This window comes from Streptomyces sp. SID12501 (assembly GCF_010550245.1).
GTDB lineage: Bacteria > Actinomycetota > Actinomycetes > Streptomycetales > Streptomycetaceae > Streptomyces.
In genome coordinates this window covers 220,239-236,579 of record NZ_JAAGLU010000001.1, presented here as the reverse complement: position 1 = coordinate 236,579, position 16,341 = coordinate 220,239, and the positions used below count along the sequence as shown (strand labels likewise).

The following is a 16,341-nucleotide window of genomic DNA, read 5'->3' as shown; positions in this document are numbered from 1 at the left end:
GGTCCCTGCCCGGCCGCCGCATGGTTGATGATGGGCGGGCCATGACCATGCTCCGTACGCCGACGACACACTCAGCGCCACTGCCCGTGTTCCGGGCAGCGGTGTTCGCGGTCGTCGGCACGGTGCTCGGGGTCAGCGCGCATCACCTGGTCGCCGAGGGGCCCGCCCCGTGGCGGTCGAGCGTGGCGGCGGCGGTGCTGCTGTTCGCCGTGGGACTGGTCGGTACCCGGCGCCCGCGTTCGCTTGCCGCGGTGGTGGTCACGAGCGCGGCGGCGCAGACCGGACTTCATGTGTGGCTGTCGGCCGCCCACTCGCACCACCACCCGGCGTCGCCGACCACAGCCACGGCCATGCCCGCGCATGTGCATCATGCGATGCCCGCCCATGGGGCCTGGCCGGGCGGGCCCCACCACTCGGCCGCGATGACCGTCCTGCATGCCGTGGCCGCCGTACTCGTCGCCGTGCTCCTGCACCGCGCGGACGCGGCCTGCTGGTCGCTGGCACGCGGCCTGGCCGGGGCCGTCGAGGCGGTGCGGACACGCATCGCCACCGTACGGGCGCTGCTCGCCGGCCGGCAGGCGCCGACCGGCCGCGGATCACGGGTGCGGGGCCCGCGACGGACAAACCCGCCGCCGCTCAGGGGCGCTCTTCTCGCGGACGTGCTGGTACGCCGGGGCCCTCCGTCGACGTGGCTCGCTCTCGCCAACTGACCCCGCAGGAGCGGCCCGACGCAGGTCGGCCGTTCTGTGCCATCGCACGCCCGGAAAGACCCGGAGACACCCATGTTCACTGCCCCCGCCCAGCACGGCACCGCGCGACGCCTTACCCTCCTGGCAGCCGCTGCCGGCACCCTCGTCCTTCTCACCGCCGGACCGGCCGCCGCCCACGTGGAGGTCGAGTCCGACAAGGCCCAGGCTCTCGCCGAGAACGTCGAGATCTCCTTCGACGCGGAGGCGGAGTCCGACACCGCCGGTATCGCCGCGGTCCGGGTGATCCTGCCCAAGGGCATCGCGCCCGGCGACGTGACCTACGGCGAGGGCCCCAAGGGCTGGAAGTTCACGACCGCCGACGACGGCTACACGATCAAGGGCCCGGCCCTGAAGGCCGGCGTGAACGCCGAGTACTCCGTCGTCGTACGGCAGCTTCCCGATGTGAAGGAACTCGCCTTCAAGTCGTTGCAGACCTACAGCGACGGCAAGATCGACCGCTGGATCGAACTGGACGAGAGCAGTGAGCAGCCCGCGCCGGTGCTCAAGCTGAAGGCTGCGGCGCCGGGTGCGAAGCTGGTCAGCCCGTCGCCGACCGAGACGGCGACCGAGTCGCCGTCCGCGTCTCCTACCGCGTCTCCGTCCGTGTCGCCGACACCCACGGCCGAGGCCACGGAGGCGACGAGCGACGACGACGGTGGGATGTCCACGGGCGCCTGGATCGGCATCGGGGCGGCTGTGGTCGTGGTGGCGGGTGCGGCGGTGTATCTCGTACGACGCCGGGGCGCCGGCCAGGAGTAACAGGCAAGGCCGATACAGCCCAGGCCTGGTTTCCCACCCACCCACCCGTTTGCTGCATGTATCCAGCCCAGGCCCTGGGTGCGCGCAGCCCTCAGTCGTGCGGCGCCCTGCCGCTGACCCGGTGGTCGGCGTGGCTCAACGCTTCCATCACCAGGCGCCGCAGATGCCCGTCACGCAGGCTGTAGTGGACGTACCGCCCCTCGCGCCGTGTGTCCACCAGCCCCGCCAGTCTCAGCTTCGCCAGATGCTGGCTGACCGCCGTCCGCGACGCCTCGCACCGCTCCGTCAGCGAGCCGACGTCGGATTCGCCCTGCGCGAGCAGCCACAGCAGATGCAGCCGCGTCGCGTCGGACAGCAGCGCGAACACCTCGGTCGCCTCCGTGAGACGCGCGCTGTCCGGGGCACGCAGGTGTGCATCGGCCGCAGTTGGCAAGGTCTCGCGAGCAGGCATGACCTCAGCGTAGAGGCAGGGCGGACCCGTCGAGGGTGTCGCCGTACCGATTCCCGCATCAACATGTGCACAAGTGCGCACCCATGGCTACAGTGGGGTCGGATCGCGCCCGCTCCCCGACCGGCCAAGGGATCGCCGCATGCTCGCCGTACTGCGCAACCGCACCTATCGCCGCCTCTTCACCGCCCAGGTCGTCGCCCTGACCGGCACCGGCCTGGCGACGGTCGCCCTCGCCCTGCTCGCCTACGACCTCGCGGGCGCCGACGCCGGGTCGGTGCTCGGCACGGCACTCGCCGTCAAGATGCTGGCGTACGTGGCGATCGCCCCGGCCGTCGGCGCGGTCGCCCACCGGTTGCCGCGACGGGCGCTGCTGGTGGGGGCGGATCTCACCCGGGCCGGGGTCGCGCTGCTGCTGCCGTTCGTGGACCAGGTCTGGCAGGTGTACGTCCTGATCTTCCTGCTCCAGGCGGCGTCCGCCACGTTCACCCCCACCTTCCAGGCCGTCGTGCCGGACGTACTGCCCGCCGAACGCGACTACACCCGGGCCCTGTCCCTGTCCCGGCTCGCCTACGACCTGGAGAGTCTGTTCAGCCCGGCCCTCGCCGCCGCGCTGCTGTCACTGATCACCTACAACTGGCTGTTCCTGGGCACGGTGGCCGGTTTCCTGGCCTCGGCCGCCCTGGTGACCTCCGCCGTACTGCCCAAGGCCGGCGTCTCCATACCCGTGGCCCCACAGAGCGGCAGTGTCCGTGCGAGGGCGACCGCGGGCACCCGCCTCTTCCTCGCCGTTCCGCAGTTGCGCGCCCTGGTCGCCCTCGATCTGGCGGTGGCCGCCGCGGGCGCCATGGTCACCGTCAACACGGTCGTGTACGTCCGCGACCAGCTCGGTAGGAGCGCCGGTGACGTACCGCTGGCGCTCGGCACGTTCGGTGCGGGCTCGATGGTCGTGGCGCTACTCCTGCCCCGGATGCTCGACCGCGTCCCGGACCGTGCGGTGATGCTGCGGGGAGGGCTGCTGCTCACCCCGGTCTTCGTCGTTCTCGGCGCCGTCACCGTGGCGGGCGGCGGCAGTTGGCGCTGGCCGGCGCTGCTGGCCGCCTGGGGCGCGTTCGGTGCCGCCTGCTCGATGGTGCTCACTCCGACCGGGCGGCTGATCCGCCGGGCGGCGCCCGAGGAGGCGCGCACCTCCGCGTTCGCGGCCCAGTTCTCCCTCTCGCACAGCTGCTGGCTGGTCACATACCCGCTGGCCGGATGGCTCGGCGCGACGGCCGGACTCCGGTCCGCGGTGCTCGCCCTGGGCTCCGTCGCCCTGGCCGCCGCGCTGCTCGCCGTACGCCTGTGGCCCGCACGGGAACCGGCACCCGTCGAGCACGAGCACGCCGGTCTCCCCGCCGGGCACCCGCACCTTGCCGACGCACGACGGGTCGGAAGCGGCTGGCGCCACAGCCACCACCCGCTCCTCGACGGCCTGCACGCCCACGGCTGACCATGCCGGTCCGGTGTCAGCAGGTGGCCGGCTGTGGCTGCGGGTCTGCGCAGCAGTCGTCGCAGGTCACCTCGGTGCCTGTGAGGCCCGGCGCCCCCTCAGCAACAGCCCTGGTCCACGCCGCCCGTGCCGACGTCCAGGCGGCAGAAGCAGGACGCCTCGATCGGTACGTCCGCCGAGGCGAGCGCGATCTTCAGCTGCTGGGCCACGATCCGTGCCTCCCCGTCCCTGCCTAGGCGGACGAGGCACTCGTGGAACCCGTGCAGGGCCCAGACGTTGCCGGGATGCTGCACAGCGCGCGGAAGCGTCTCGTCGAGGCCGAGGTCGGCCCGGTAGACGGCTTCCGCCTCGGCGACACGGCCCTGTTCGAGGAGAAGGGCGCCGTAGGCGTGCCGGGTGGGCTGCATCCAGCCCCAGGGCTCGTCGTAGGGAAGGTTGTCGTCCAGTTCGATCGAGCGCTCCAGCGCGGCGAAGGCGGCCTCGTGGTTGCCCTTGCGGTACTCCAGTTCGCCGTCGAGCATCGCGGACGCGACGGCGAGGATGTCGGCGCAGGTGTTGTTGAACAGCATCCGGGTCTGAGGGATCCGGGTGAGCGCCGCGCGGAACAGGTCCCGCTCGGCCTCGGCGTCGGCGATCCGGCCGGTGGCGGAGAGGGCGACCCCTCGGGCGTACCGGAGCATGGCCGTCGTCACGCAGTACAGCGACGGGTCGGCGGGCAGCGGCAGTCCGAGGATGTCGGACCAGCGGCCGAAGCGGATCAGCACATGGACGCGCATCGCGAGGAAGCCCTCCAGCCAGTCGGCCATGGGCGGGCTCTGCACCCGGAGGAGTTCCTCCGGGACGGCGGCCTCAAGTCGCGCGGCGGCTTCGAGCGCGGTCCTGGACTGCCCCAGGAACATCGCGCCGTAGATCCTGAAGTGGTGGTTGTGCGCCCGGTAGAGGGTGTAGAAGTTCATCGCGCCGGACCGCTCACGGAACTTCTCGTCGGCGACGATCGCCGCGCCGTTGTCCGCCACCACGCGCCGGTAGTCGCCACAGAGGACGTCCAGATGTGTGGGCATGTGCTGCAGATGGCCGGCGTCCGGGACCAGGCCGCGCAGTCGGTCCGCGGCGGGCAGGGCGGTCTCCGGAGTGGCGGACATCTCCATCAGGTGGATGTAGAGGTGCAGGAGACCCGGGTGGCGCGAGCCGGCCCCGGTCGCGATCGCCCGCTCCAGGACGGCCTTCGCGGCGAGGGTGCGGGAGCCCTCGGCCGGCTCGCCCGTGCGCACGTTCCACAGCTGCCAAGGTGTCAGGTTCATCAGCGCGTCGGCGTACAGCGCGGCGATGTCGAGGTCGTCGGGGGCGAGGTCGTACGCCGTCCGCATGCTGTCGGCGTAGGGCTCGTTCCACACCGAGCAGTCCTCGACGGCCTCAGCCTGCGGGTAGCGGGCCCGCAGAGCGCCGATCAGGGCCTGTTCGGCGGGCGTGGCACCGGCCGCCTTCCGCTGCGCGAGTTCGACGGCGGCGTGGGTACGGGCGACGGTCCGTGCGAGGTCCTCGCCGTCGAAGGACTCCCAGGGTTTGTTGTAGTTCGGGCCGAGGGCGTACGCGATGCCCCAGTGGGCCATGGCGCAGTCGGGGTCCGCCGCGGCGGCGGCCTCGAAGCAGGCGACGGCCTCCTCGTGGTGGAAGCCGTACGTCCACACCAGACCCCGGTCGAACCACTTCTGGGCCTCGGCGGACGACGTCGTCACCCGCCGCCCGTGGGTACCGAGGTCGTAGCCGTAGTCATCCATCGGTCTCTCTCCCGCTCCCCTGCGCCTGTTGTCCGGCGAGACTAGAGGCCTGCGCCGCCGCACGGCGGCACCGGCTCCGCCGCCTCCCGCGCCGGCCGCCAGGAGCCCGGCCATAAGATCACCCTCGTAGGCGCGAACGATGTTGACGGCCCGTGTGCTCGTCAATGTCCGTGCGGGGCAAGGGAAGTGACGAGAGGGAGCGACGTGAGCGAGCAGGGCAGCACGTCAGAGGGACGCGGCCGGCTGGACACCTCGGTGGCCCACAACGCGCGGGTGTGGAACTACTGGATCGGCGGCAAGGACAACTACGTCGTCGACCAGGGGGTCGGTGACCACATCGACGCCATGTTCCCGCTGATCCGCAGCGTGGCCCGCGCGGACCGCGCCTTCCTCGGGCGAGCCGTGCGCTTCCTGGTCGCCGAGCGGGGAGTGCGGCAGTTCCTGGACATCGGAACCGGACTGCCGACGGTGGACAACACCCATGAGATCGCTCAGCGTCTCGCGCCCGAGTCACGGATCGTGTACGTCGACAACGACCCGATCGTGCTCGCGCACGCCCGTACGCTCCTGACCGGCACGCGCGAGGGTGCCACGGACTACATCGACGCGGACATCCACCGCCCCGACGGCATTGTGCAGCGCGCCTCGGAGACCCTCGACTTCGAGCGGCCCGTCGCCGTCATGATGCTCGGCATCCTGAATTTCGTGCTCGACACGGGCCAGGCACAGGACATCGTGCGCCGGATCATGGCGTCGGTGCCCTCGGGAAGTTATCTGGTCCTGACCCATCCGACGACCGACTCGGACCTCGACGGTGAGGGAAACATCGAGGCGATGAAGTTCTGGAACGAGAACGCCACGCCGCCGATCACCGCCCGCCCCCGTGCCGAGGTCGCCGCTTTCTTCGACGGCCTGGACCTTCTCGACCCGGGGCTCGTCTCCTGTGCGCGGTGGCGCCCGGAGAGCGGCTCCGCAGCCGCTCTTCCGCAATTCGGTGCCGTCGCCGTGAAGCCCTGACCGACAAGAAGAAGACAGAGATTTCACAGACTTCATTTCGGACGCGCATTCATACACTGTCGGCGATAATCGGTATATGAGTACGACAACGTCTGAACTACTGGCCGCGTCGAGCGATCTACTCAACGTAACGGCCGCATTTGTCGCGGGCCTGTTCATCGCTGGTGCACTGATCTGGGCCTTCTGGTTCGGCATGCGGGTCCGGGACCGGGAATCCGCCCGGCCCCGCCCTGACGAACAACCCACACTTCCGCCTTCCGGCCCCGTGTACGAGGTCCGTGAGATGAGAGAGCCGGACGAGATGCCGCGCGCGGCTCAGGAGCGGGAGCGGCTCATGCCGCATGATCTTCATCACGCGTCGACGAAGCGGCGGGAGGACCAGCAGCGGGGACGCTGGGATCCCGGTTCCAGCGGCTCCTTCGGCAGTGGTGGCCTGGGCCGCCACTGACCCGTTCGCGGCTCTGGCACCGACCCTGCGACGCCGGCTCCGCGAACCGCGAGCGTGGGTGGCGGCTCGCAAAAGGCTGCCCGGACGCAGTTGCCGCCAACGGGAGGCAACCATTCACGCGTTCGATTCGTATAACTCCTTGGAGGCGGGGCAAGCGGGACGGGACAGTTGTATTACCGGAGCTCCACCATCCACTTGACCGACGTCGTCGCCGATCGAGGAGAAGCGATGCAGCTGTTCGTCCTGAACTACGCGCGCCCAGCAGAACAGTTGGAGGTGAGCGCTCCGTACAGTTATGACTGCGGACTGCAGTTGAATGTGCTGCCGGGCGGGCGTATTGCCGCTCATGACCATGCCGTGATGCGCGAATTCGGGTCCACTACGTCGACCGCCGGTTCCAAGACGCACTTCGATGACTGACGTGGACCTGACGCGATGACGGTCCTGGTCCTGACGTCCGAGGAGGATGTGACGGCGGATCTGGTGGTGGCCCGGCTGAACGACACCGGCATTCCCGTGGTCCGACTCGATCCCGCCGATCTGCCCGGCGAGGTCTCCCTGTCCGGCGAGTACGTCGACGACGCCTTTCGCGGGCATCTCTCCGTCGGCGGCAGGGCGGTGAGCATGGAGGGGCTGCGGTCCGTCTGGGTGCGCAGGCCGGGGGTTCCGGGGGCGCGGGCCGCCGCACCGTCCGGCTGGCTCACCGAGGAGGCGTCGCAGGCCTTCTACGGCATGCTCCGGGGTACCGGCGCGCGCTGGATGAACCATCCCGACGCAGCCGCCCGGGCCCGCCACAAGCCCTGGCAGCTGCATCTCGCACAGCGCAGCCGACTCCACGTCCCGGCCACGCTGATCACCACGTTTCCGCAGGCCGCCCGGGACTTCGCGCGGCGTTTTCCCGACCTGGTCGTCAAGCCGGTCTCCGGATCGCACCCCCAGGAGCCGCCCAGGGTGGTGCCGACGAGCCGGGTGGCGCCCGACGTCGACTTCACGGCCGTCACCTTCGGACCGACCCTGCTGCAACGCCGGGTCGACAAGCGGGCCGACATCCGTTTGACGGTGGTCGGCGACCGGATCCTCGCCGCCCGCAAGGCCGTCGCGGCAAATGCGCACCCTGACGACATCGATGTCCGCTTCGCGCCCTCCGACGAGCCGTGGCGGCCGGTCGACGTGCCGACGCCGGTCGCCGAGGCCGTGCACCGGTATCTGCGGGAGGCCGAACTCGCCTATGGGGCCTTCGACTTCGCGGAGGATCTCGACGGGGTCTGGTGGTTCCTCGAATGCAACCAGTCGGGTCAGTTCGGCTTCGTCGAGATGGACACCGGGCAGCCGATAGCCCGGTACGTCGCCGACTGGCTGGCCGGGGAAGGGCCGCACGCGCCGCCGTATCCCCATGACCCGCAGGGCTCCATGCGCATGGCTCCCTGAGAGGCCGTCCGGGCCGACCGCACCAAACTGTTAATGGGATCCGTTTTCATGTAGCGTCCTGTCTCGCCTGCCAACCGAGACCGAGGAGGACTCCCATGGCCGTTCCCAAGCGGAAGATGTCCCGCAGCAACACCCGCCACCGCCGCGCCCAGTGGAAGGCGACCACGGCCCAGCTGGTGCCGGTCACCGTCGACGGGGTCGAGCACATGGTTCCGCAGCGGCTGGTCAAGGCGTACGAGCGCGGCCTGATCCAGCCCTGACCGGGCTCCCCGGCCCGGGCGTCAGTTGTTCCAGCTCTCGTCGTACGGGTCGCGCGGGGTCGGGACCGGCCTGGCCTCGGCGATGTCGAAGAACGGGATGCGTCCCTTGTTCACCGGGTCCTTGGTCTGCCGATCGGTGTAGGTGCCGGTGAGCTCGAGCCAGGTGTCCGGTTGCAGCACCGGGGGGATCCGGCCGGTCAGGCCGACCTTCACCGGCTGGGCGTCCGCCGCACAGCAGTTGAGGGCCATGCGCACGAGGTACGGGGTGCCCTTGCCGTCGAGTGCGACGAACCCGGTGATCGCGATCCGCCGGTTTCCCAGCGAGCGCCCGTGGTCGTAGGCCGCGCGGCCCGCGTAGTCGACCAGGCTGAGGCGTACGGGGTCACCGGCGGGCATGGGCGGGTAGGCCAGCGGCGCCTGGAGGGCCGTACCCGTGCGCAGGGCGCTGTAGGAGCCCAGGGCGGGCGGTGCGACCAGGATCAGCGCGAACAGAGGCAGCACCAGGAGCCAGGAGACGCGCGGTTCACGGTGCACGTGAACTTCCCCGTCGTCTGTGTGCAGCTCCTCGTCGTGTTCGTGCGACTCCTTGTCGTGGCCGTGAACTTCGTTGTCGGGGCCGGTCTTCGAGTGTTTCCGCTCGTACCAGACCGTCGCCAGCGCGGCCACCATCAGCACCGCGCCGGCGCCGACGACCATCGGCTGGAGCCCTGCCTTGACGTAACGCAGGTAGAGGTCGGTGGTGCCGGCGTGCACCATCGCTCCGCCGACCAGGAACAGGACGACCACCTGTGCCTGCCGGTTCACAGGAGCACCGCCCCGACGAGGACCGCCGACGCCACGGCCATGACGAAGGTGGCCGGTGCGAAGCGGACGGCGAACCCGCGGCCGAAGGTGGCCGTCTGCATGGCGAAGAGTTTCAGGTCGATCATCGGGCCGACCACGAGGAACGCCAGCCTGGCCGTGAGTGAGAACTGGGTCAGGGACGCGGCGACGAACGCGTCCGCCTCCGAGCAGATCGACAGCAGCACCGCGAGGACGGCGAGCGCGAGGACCGACACCACCGGGTTGTCCGCCGCGAGGTTCAGCCAGCTCGCCGGCACGACGGACTTCAGAGTGGCGGCGGCCATCGCGCCGACGACCAGGAAGCCGCCGGCGTGCATCACGTCGTGCCGTACGGAGCTCCAGAACGCGGCGCCCTTGCCGAGTCCCTCGTCCGACGGATGGGCCGGGGGACGCAGCCAGTCGGTGCGGCCGAGCCGCTGCCAGAGCCAGCCCATCGCACACGCCGTGAGCAGGCTCGCGACGAACCGGGCGACGACCATCTCCGGCCTGCCGGGGAACGCGATGGCGGTCGCGGTCAGCACGATCGGGTTGATCGCCGGGGCGGAGAGCAGGAACGCCAGCGCCGCCGCCGGGGCGACACCCCGCCGCACCAGCGCGCCGGCCACCGGCACGGACGCGCACTCGCAGCCGGGCAGGATCGCTCCGGCCATCCCCGCGACCGGCACCGCGAGGGCGGGCCGGCTGGGCAGGGCGCGCACGAAGAACGACGGCGGTACGAACACCGCGAGCATCGCCGACAGCAGCACCCCGAGGACGAGGAAGGGCAGGGCCTGCACGACGACGGCGACGAACACCGTCATCCAGCTCTGCATCACCGGCGCGGACACCGCCCGGCGGATCGGCCCCTGCAGGGCGACCACCAGGATCATCAGCATGGTCAGGACGAGCGGCGAACTGAACTGCCAGCCCTGCTGCTCGCCCGTCGCACTGCCCTTCGCCTCGTCCGGCGGGGCCTCCGTGTCGCGGTGGCCGGCCCCGGGCGGGGCCGCTTTGGTGATGCTCACGGGTGGGGTACCTCCGGGCGTGGCTGTATTGCGTGCGTTCCCTACCACTTCAGTACGCCGGGACGGGCGCGGTTGCTCATTTTGCGAGATCGGGGAACGAGCTAGGTTGGCGCGTATGCAGTCCTACACCATTGGTCAGGCCGCCCGTCTGCTGGGCGTGAGCCCCGACACCGCGAGGCGGTGGGCGGATGCGGGCCGGGTGAAGACCCACCGCGACGAGGGCGGACGGCGGCTGATCGACGGACGGGATCTGGCCGCGTTCTCGATCGAACTGGCCGGCTCCGGCGCGGGCACCGGCTCCGGCGAGGAGGAGCCGTCGTACACCTCGGCCCGTAACGCCTTCCCCGGCATCGTCACGGCGGTGAAGCTCGGTGACGTCGCCGCTCAGGTCGAGATCCAGGCGGGCCCGCACCGGCTGGTGTCGCTGCTGACCCGGGAGGCCGTGGAGGAGCTGGGCCTCGAAGTCGGGGTGGAGGCGACGGCCCGGGTGAAGTCGACGAGCGTGCACATCGACCGGACCTGAGCGGCGCGCGCCGCCGGTGTGCGTACGGGCCGGGCGCGGGGCCGGAAATAATCGGTGGCCGTGTCGGCGACGCCTGGCTACGGTCGCCGCATGGTGGAGACATCCGGCACGTGCACGGACCGGTTCGCCCCTGTACGGGCGGCGTTGGCGGCCTCGCTCGACGACAAGGACGTCGGCGCGTCCGTCGCGGTGTACCTCGACGGCGAACCGGTGGCCGACCTGTGGGGCGGCCACACCGACGAGGCCCGTACCGTGCCGTGGGAGCGCGACACGCTCACCAACACGTGGTCCACGACGAAGACGATGACGGCCCTGTGCGCCCTGGTTCTCGCCGACCGGGGTGAACTCGACCCGGACGCGCCGGTCGCCCGCTACTGGCCCGAGTTCGCCGCGAACGGCAAGGAAGACGTCCTGGTACGGCAACTGCTGGGCCACACCGCGGGCCTCCCCACCTGGGACGAGCCGATGACCGTCGAGGACCTCTACGACTGGCCGACCGCCACCGCCCGCCTCGCCGCCCAGGCCCCGGCCTGGAAGCCCGGCGCCGAGGGCGGTTACCACGCCATCACCTACGGCTACCTCGTCGGCGAGGTGGTCCGCCGGGTCACCGGCCGCACTCTCGGTGCCTTCTTCGCCGAGGAGATCGCCGGGCCGCTGGACGCCGACTTCCACATCGGACTGGCCGCCCAGCACGACCACCGCGTCGCGCCCGTCATCGCGCCGCCCGAGCGGGTGCTCGATCCGAACGCCGCCCTGGCGCGCGACCGCCCCGGCAACCCGCACGTTCCGTCCGCCACCGCCAACACCGAGGCCTGGCGGCGCGCGGAACTTCCGGCCGTGGGCGGCCACGGCAACGCCCGCTCGGTCGCCGCCGTCCAGTCGCTGCTGTCCTGCGGCGGCACCGCGAGAGGCGTACGGCTGCTGTCGGAGGCGGGCTGTGAACGCGTCCTGGAGGAACAGTTCGCCGGGACGGACTCGGTCCTGGGCGTGCCCATGCGCTGGGGCCTGGGGTACGGCCTGAGCAACGGCCAACTCCCCAACCCCCGCACGTGTTTCTGGGGTGGCTGGGGCGGTTCGATGGTCCTGGTCGACATGGACGCGCGCCTGACGGTGGCGTACGTCATGAACCGCATGCTCGACGCGGACGGACTCGGCGACGACCGGGCCTTCCTGATGCTGGCGGCGGCCTACGAAGGACTGTCCGGGTGAGAGACTCGGCCGCGTGGAACGCCCCCTCTCCTCCCCCGCACCCACCTTCGACGATCTCCTTCGCCGGGCCCGGGAGCTGGTCCGGGACGACCGGCGTGCCGTGCTCGGTGTCACCGGGAGTCCCGGCGCGGGCAAGACGACACTCGCCGAGCGGCTCGTCCGGGCGCTGAACGGCGACGGCGCTCCCTGGGTCGCCCATGTGCCGATGGACGGGTTCCATCTCGCGGACGTCGAGCTGGAGCGGCTGGGCCTGCGGGACCGCAAGGGCGCTCCGGAGACGTTCGACGCGGCGGGATACGCGGCTCTGCTGCGGCGGCTGCGTGAGGACGACAAGGGGGCGGGCGACACAGAGACCGTCTACGCGCCGGGGTTCGAACGAGTCCTGGAGCAGCCGGTCGCGGGCGCGATCCCGGTGTTTCCGTCGGCCCGTCTTGTCGTCACCGAGGGCAACTACCTTCTCCTCGCGGAGCGTTCGTGGTCGCGGGTGCGGTCCCAGATCGACGAGGTGTGGTTCTGCGAGCTGGCCGAGGACGAGCGCGTCCGCCGGCTCGTCGCCCGGCACGAGGAGTTCGGCAAGGACCACGACACGGCCGTCGCGTGGGTGCGGGGCACGGACCAGCGCAACGCCGACCTGGTCGCCGCGACCCGGGACCGGGCGGATCTGGTGGTGCCGGGGGCGCTGCGATACCCGGCTGCCGGGTGACACGACGAGGCCGAGCAGCGCGCGGGTGAGCTGCTCGGCCTCGTACGTCATGTGGGGTCCTGCTCAGCCCTCTCGGCCGACGAGTGTCAGCTCCGGCTCACCGTGGGCGTCGCCCGCCGCCTCGCCGATCAGGGCCGTGAACGCCTCGGTGCTCACTCGCAGGCCGTCCGGCGTGGTCTCGAAGACCGGCGCGAACCCGGCGTCGCCGTCACCGCCGTACCGTACGGCGAAGACGCTCAGCCCCTCCGGTGCGCCGGGGGCCGGGTCGGCCTCCAGTGCCGTGGAGGTGACCAGGTGGCGCCAGCCCTCGTCGGGGTTGCCGTAGCCGCGCGGGTCGGCCGCGAGGGCGAAGGCCGCCTGTTCCTGGGTCGTCTCCGTGCGGGCGTCGAAGGCGTCCACGCCCTCCGCCTGGGGGTGAGTGAGACGCAGGGGGCCCGCGGAGGTCACGTCGGTGGCTTCCGCCGTGCGGCGGACCCGGTTGCCGTCGTCCGTGGCGTACGGCAGGCCGGCGAGCAGGTACGGGGTGCCGTCGAGGTGTTCGACGGCGACCGTGACCCACAGGGTCGTGCCGTCCGTGACGTACAGGGACCGGGTGTGACGCAGAACGTGGTCGCGGCCGACGACGGGCTTGGTGACCAGCTTGGCCGCGAAGTCGGCGGTGCGCAGGTCGCGTACCCGGACCTCGCCCATCGGGCGGCAGAGCAGGAAACCGTCCGCCACCGGGCCGAAGCCGTGCTGGCGGCCCACCGCCGCCGGGAGGTAGTACGTGCCCGCCGCCTCGACCAGTGACGGGGTCATCCTGTCGTCGAAGGCCACCGAGACCGTGCCCGCGCGGAGTTGGTGGCGCAGCGGTTCGGTCGAGGGGATGCGGTGCCAGGGGGTGGTGTCCTGGATCTGCCAGATGAGCATCCACGCGAAGTGGCCGTCGATGCCGCCGTCCTGCCTGACCGCGTGACGGGCCCAGCGGCTGTCGCCCCGGTAGCGGCCGAGGTCGGCGCCGATGCGGTGGCCGAAGTAGCGCAGGCCGAGGACCGATTCGAAGGCGGAGTGCTGCTCGCTGTAGCGGGGGCCGCCGTTGTCGTAGCCTCCGTTCGTCAGGCGGGCGTCGACATAGCGGGCCAGCGCCTCGCCGTCCTCAGCGAAGATCTCCTCGCCGCTGACCCGGTGGGCCTGGGCCAGGAAGGAGAGGGAGATCGGGCCGTAGTTGTTGTCGTAGGCGCCGCCGTGCTCGGGCGGCAGGGCCGCGCCCCGGTCCCGTACCCGGTGTGCGCGGATCTTGTCGACGTACAACGAGATCGCCCGCGACCGTACCGACTGCCCCTCTTCCGGGGGGAGATGGGGGGCCAGCATCAGGCCGCCCACGACGCAGCCGATGGCCTGGTTGCCGGCCTCCTGCGGGTTGAAGAAGGTCGCCTCGGTCAGCCAGCGCCAGTAGCCGTGCGCCAACCCGACCAGTTCCGCGCGCTGTTCGTCGGCGACGAGTCCCTCGGCCGCGTCCAGGACGTTCACCGCCTGGAGCAGCGCCCACACCGTGCTCGGCCAGTCGCCGATGGGGTGGGCGCCGGACTCCAGTACGTAACGGGCGTACGGGAAACCGGAGTTGCGGACCCTCAGGTTCGGATAGCCGGGATTGTCCTCGGTGTAGACCCGCTCCCTGAGGTGGAAGGCGAGGCTGCGGGCCACCGCCTCGGGCAGGCGTGGGTCCTTGTCACGCTGCCAGGCGAAGGCCAGCAGCGAGGTGATCCCGAGGGAGGTGTCGCCGATGTCGTCGTCGGTGTCGGGGTGTTCGAGGTTACCGTCGCGGGTGAGGCGAGTGAGCGCCTCACCCACGACGGCGTTCAGGAGGCCGTCGTAGTCGGCCGGTGTGTCCGGCAGATCGTGCAACGGCCCTCGCTGGTGCGGGAGATGCAATGCCCTCAGCCCTTCATGCCTGGGGTGGCCATGGTGTGGTCGTCGAAGTCACACGACGGGTGCGGGTCGGCGGGCGCGCAGTGCGACGGTCAGTGTGTGCGGGCCGAGTCCACCGACATAGACGCGGTTCCCGGTCGTCGCGTCGGTGCCGCCCACCACGGTGTGGTCCTGACCGGGGTCGTACCGCAGCACGTCGCTCCGGTCCGGTCCGGCGAGCGGTTCGCCCGTCTCGACGGCGGCCTCGACCCGGATCTCGTCGTCGCCGACCCGGTAGGTCATCGGCCCGGTCGTCAGGCACCAGCGTCCGTCGCCGATCGGTACGGCGCCCTGCGGCTCGCCGCCCGGCCGGAAGGTCAGTTCGAGGGCCCAGGGCACCGGTGGGCCGCTGATGTCGATCCGCAGGTCGGCCCCGTCCTCCCGCAGGTCGACCTCGACTCGGATCGTGTGGGAGACCTCGTCCTGAGGGCGGTCGGGGAAGGCCATCGCCGCGGAGAAGCGGCCCTCGTCCACCAGGCGGTAGGCGCCGTCGTCGCGCCTCCGGTCCTTCGGGAGCGGCTGGTAGTAGGCGGTCGTGAGGGTTTGGGTGAGCCGGTATCGGTTGTCGGCGAGCTGTTCCATGTCGGCGGCGCGGAACGGGCCCAGGTCGAAGAACACCCGCGAGAGGCGGACCGCGTCGAGGACGGCGTCGCCGGCGAACATGCGCAGGAAGGTGGGGTTGCAGGCGAGGCCCGAGCGGATGCGCCGGTGCTCGGGCATGTCGGAGCCGCCGTACACCACCGTGTGCGCGGTGGCCGAGGCGTGTGCGGCGAGGCGTGCGGTGGGGAGGTACCGGTCGCGCGGAAGTGTCTCCGCGACCGGGGCCGGCAGGGTGTGGCACAGGTCCGGGGTGAGGAGGGTCTGGGCGAGCAGGTCGGGGTCGTCGATGCCGTCGGCGGCGGCCAGCCGCGCTGCCCGGGCGAAGTCGCCCCGGCCGGTGCGGATCGCGAGCAGCCGGTAGTGCGGCAGGTAGAGCCACAGCGGGAACGAAAGCTTCTGGTCCTGGCGGCGCGAGTGGACGGTCTCCACCGTGCCGTCCGGCCTGATCAGGTCCAGGGTCGTGGCGAGGTTGCGTTCGACGGCGTCCAGCAGGTCGGTACGCCCGAGCACCTCGGCCAACAACAGCAGCGAGGGGTTGGTCACGAGGGACGCGTAGACGGCACTGCGTTCCGAGTACAGGCCCTCCGCGTCGATGTCGACGCCCTCGGAGAGCCACTCCTCGGCACGGTCGAGCAGCCGGTCGTCCGGGAACGACCGGTGCAGCCGGGCCAGCGCCGCGCACAGCTCCCAGCGGTGGTTCGGGGTGTGCACCCCGCCCGTCAGGAGACTGCCCGAGGCGGCGCCGGCGATCTCGGCGAGCGCGGCAGTGACGTCGCGCAGTTCCGGCCCCGCGCCGGCGGCGAGGACATGCGCGTCGCACACGTCGTTGACGGTGAAGGCGGAGTCCGGCGGCGACTGCACGTTGTCGCCGCCGGCGAAGAGGCCGACGGTGGTCTGCGCGGCCCGCAGAGCACCGAGGTGGGTCATCGCGGCGGCGACGGCCTGCCCGCTGCCGTGCAGTGCCGAGTCCGGGGAACGGTATGCCGCGACCAGAGTCCTCACCCGGCGGGCCAGAACGCGGTGGGTCACGCCGGCGGGTTCCTCGTCCGGGCAGGCCGCCAGCGGGGCGGCCTGCCGGTCGGCGGCGCGGGCCGCCGCACGGACGAACTCGTGGTCGAGCGCGGTGGGCACGGTCG

Annotated in this window: 17 protein-coding genes; 11 read left to right on the top strand and 6 right to left on the bottom strand. The window is 71.4% G+C overall.

Annotated features, from left to right (window positions below; all coding sequences use genetic code 11):
• Nucleotides 1–41 precede the first annotated feature (41 nt).
• On the top strand, nt 42–710 hold the full coding sequence (locus G3I71_RS01055) for a hypothetical protein (RefSeq protein WP_164311928.1): 669 nt from the start codon (nt 42–44) through the stop codon (nt 708–710).
• Between the two features lie 72 nt (nt 711–782).
• Nucleotides 783–1,508 (top strand): DUF1775 domain-containing protein, encoded by a 726-nt coding sequence (locus tag G3I71_RS01050; RefSeq protein ID WP_164311927.1) that lies wholly within the window; start codon nt 783–785, stop codon nt 1,506–1,508.
• A gap of 91 nt (nt 1,509–1,599) precedes the next feature.
• On the opposite strand, the gene G3I71_RS01045 is transcribed toward G3I71_RS01050, so the two are convergent.
• Nucleotides 1,600–1,959, bottom strand: a complete 360-nt coding sequence (locus G3I71_RS01045) for a metalloregulator ArsR/SmtB family transcription factor (protein WP_164311926.1) — start codon at nt 1,957–1,959, stop codon at nt 1,600–1,602.
• A gap of 139 nt (nt 1,960–2,098) precedes the next feature.
• On the opposite strand from G3I71_RS01045, the gene G3I71_RS01040 reads away from it, so the two are divergent.
• Nucleotides 2,099–3,445 (top strand): MFS transporter, encoded by a 1,347-nt coding sequence (locus tag G3I71_RS01040; RefSeq protein WP_164311925.1) that lies wholly within the window; start codon nt 2,099–2,101, stop codon nt 3,443–3,445.
• A 98-nt stretch (nt 3,446–3,543) separates the two neighbouring features.
• Here G3I71_RS01040 and G3I71_RS01035 read toward each other — a convergent pair whose 3' ends face one another.
• Complete coding sequence (locus G3I71_RS01035; RefSeq protein ID WP_164311924.1) at nt 3,544–5,223, bottom strand: hypothetical protein; 1,680 nt, start codon at nt 5,221–5,223, stop codon at nt 3,544–3,546.
• 204 nt (nt 5,224–5,427) lie between these two features.
• Here G3I71_RS01035 and G3I71_RS01030 point away from each other — a divergent pair, with 204 nt between their 5' ends.
• The 5 genes from G3I71_RS01030 to rpmF all read left to right on the top strand — a co-directional run bounded on the left by G3I71_RS01030 (nt 5,428) and on the right by rpmF (nt 8,376).
• Nucleotides 5,428–6,240 carry an SAM-dependent methyltransferase gene (locus G3I71_RS01030; protein WP_164311923.1) on the top strand — a complete coding sequence of 271 codons (813 nt, stop codon included), beginning with the start codon at nt 5,428–5,430 and terminating at the stop codon, nt 6,238–6,240.
• A gap of 76 nt (nt 6,241–6,316) precedes the next feature.
• Nucleotides 6,317–6,688, top strand: a complete 372-nt coding sequence (locus G3I71_RS01025; protein ID WP_164311922.1) for a DUF6479 family protein — start codon at nt 6,317–6,319, stop codon at nt 6,686–6,688.
• Between the two features lie 228 nt (nt 6,689–6,916).
• Complete coding sequence (gene tgmA / locus G3I71_RS01020; protein ID WP_164312055.1) at nt 6,917–7,108, top strand: putative ATP-grasp-modified RiPP; 192 nt, start codon at nt 6,917–6,919, stop codon at nt 7,106–7,108.
• 15 nt (nt 7,109–7,123) lie between these two features.
• Complete coding sequence (tgmB, locus tag G3I71_RS01015; RefSeq protein ID WP_164311921.1) at nt 7,124–8,116, top strand: ATP-grasp ribosomal peptide maturase; 993 nt, start codon at nt 7,124–7,126, stop codon at nt 8,114–8,116.
• A 95-nt stretch (nt 8,117–8,211) separates the two neighbouring features.
• Nucleotides 8,212–8,376: a 50S ribosomal protein L32 gene (rpmF, locus tag G3I71_RS01010; RefSeq protein ID WP_164311920.1), complete on the top strand. Its 165-nt coding sequence runs from the start codon at nt 8,212–8,214 to the stop codon at nt 8,374–8,376.
• 21 nt (nt 8,377–8,397) lie between these two features.
• Here the strand turns inward: rpmF and G3I71_RS01005 are convergent, their stop codons facing one another.
• Together G3I71_RS01005 and G3I71_RS01000 are read right to left on the bottom strand one after the other, a co-directional pair.
• Entirely contained in the window at nt 8,398–9,180 is a 783-nt protein-coding gene (locus G3I71_RS01005) for a TIGR03943 family protein (protein ID WP_164311919.1), read from the bottom strand.
• Nucleotides 9,177–10,223 carry a permease gene (locus tag G3I71_RS01000; RefSeq protein WP_164311918.1) on the bottom strand — a complete coding sequence of 349 codons (1,047 nt, stop codon included), beginning with the start codon at nt 10,221–10,223 and terminating at the stop codon, nt 9,177–9,179. Before G3I71_RS01000 ends, G3I71_RS01005 begins: the two co-directional genes overlap by 4 nt.
• A 115-nt stretch (nt 10,224–10,338) precedes the next feature.
• On the opposite strand from G3I71_RS01000, the gene G3I71_RS00995 reads away from it, so the two are divergent.
• The 3 genes from G3I71_RS00995 (at nt 10,339) to G3I71_RS00985 (ending at nt 12,658) form a co-directional block, all read left to right on the top strand.
• A complete protein-coding gene (locus G3I71_RS00995; RefSeq protein ID WP_164311917.1) occupies nt 10,339–10,746 on the top strand; it encodes a molybdopterin-binding protein in 408 nt (135 codons plus the stop codon).
• A 90-nt stretch (nt 10,747–10,836) separates the two neighbouring features.
• Nucleotides 10,837–11,955: a serine hydrolase domain-containing protein gene (locus G3I71_RS00990; RefSeq protein ID WP_164311916.1), complete on the top strand. Its 1,119-nt coding sequence runs from the start codon at nt 10,837–10,839 to the stop codon at nt 11,953–11,955.
• Nucleotides 11,956–11,968: 13 nt separating this feature from the next.
• Nucleotides 11,969–12,658 (top strand): nucleoside/nucleotide kinase family protein, encoded by a 690-nt coding sequence (locus G3I71_RS00985; RefSeq protein WP_164311915.1) that lies wholly within the window; start codon nt 11,969–11,971, stop codon nt 12,656–12,658.
• Nucleotides 12,659–12,721: 63 nt separating this feature from the next.
• Here the strand turns inward: G3I71_RS00985 and G3I71_RS00980 are convergent, their stop codons facing one another.
• Together G3I71_RS00980 and G3I71_RS00975 are read right to left on the bottom strand one after the other, a co-directional pair.
• The gene (locus tag G3I71_RS00980) at nt 12,722–14,569 is read right to left on the bottom strand and encodes a hypothetical protein (RefSeq protein WP_164311914.1); all 1,848 of its coding nucleotides are present in this window, start codon (nt 14,567–14,569) and stop codon (nt 12,722–12,724) included.
• A 48-nt stretch (nt 14,570–14,617) separates the two neighbouring features.
• Nucleotides 14,618–16,336 carry a hypothetical protein gene (locus G3I71_RS00975; RefSeq protein WP_164311913.1) on the bottom strand — a complete coding sequence of 573 codons (1,719 nt, stop codon included), beginning with the start codon at nt 16,334–16,336 and terminating at the stop codon, nt 14,618–14,620.
• Nucleotides 16,337–16,341: the final 5 nt, after the last annotated feature.

Excerpts from the sequence above, each read along its gene's own strand:
- G3I71_RS01050 (WP_164311927.1), top strand. The coding sequence starts at position 783 with ATGTTCACTGCCCCCGCCCAGCACGGCACCGCGCGACGCCTTACCCTC.
- rpmF (WP_164311920.1), top strand. The coding sequence starts at position 8,212 with ATGGCCGTTCCCAAGCGGAAGATGTCCCGCAGCAACACCCGCCACCGC.
- G3I71_RS01035 (WP_164311924.1), bottom strand. The coding sequence starts at position 5,223 with ATGGATGACTACGGCTACGACCTCGGTACCCACGGGCGGCGGGTGACG.
- G3I71_RS00990 (WP_164311916.1), top strand. The coding sequence starts at position 10,837 with ATGGTGGAGACATCCGGCACGTGCACGGACCGGTTCGCCCCTGTACGG.
- G3I71_RS01040 (WP_164311925.1), top strand. The coding sequence starts at position 2,099 with ATGCTCGCCGTACTGCGCAACCGCACCTATCGCCGCCTCTTCACCGCC.
- tgmB (WP_164311921.1), top strand. The coding sequence starts at position 7,124 with ATGACGGTCCTGGTCCTGACGTCCGAGGAGGATGTGACGGCGGATCTG.
- G3I71_RS01025 (WP_164311922.1), top strand. The coding sequence starts at position 6,317 with ATGAGTACGACAACGTCTGAACTACTGGCCGCGTCGAGCGATCTACTC.
- G3I71_RS01055 (WP_164311928.1), top strand. The coding sequence starts at position 42 with ATGACCATGCTCCGTACGCCGACGACACACTCAGCGCCACTGCCCGTG.
- G3I71_RS00995 (WP_164311917.1), top strand. The coding sequence starts at position 10,339 with ATGCAGTCCTACACCATTGGTCAGGCCGCCCGTCTGCTGGGCGTGAGC.
- tgmA (WP_164312055.1), top strand. The coding sequence starts at position 6,917 with ATGCAGCTGTTCGTCCTGAACTACGCGCGCCCAGCAGAACAGTTGGAG.
- G3I71_RS01045 (WP_164311926.1), bottom strand. The coding sequence starts at position 1,959 with ATGCCTGCTCGCGAGACCTTGCCAACTGCGGCCGATGCACACCTGCGT.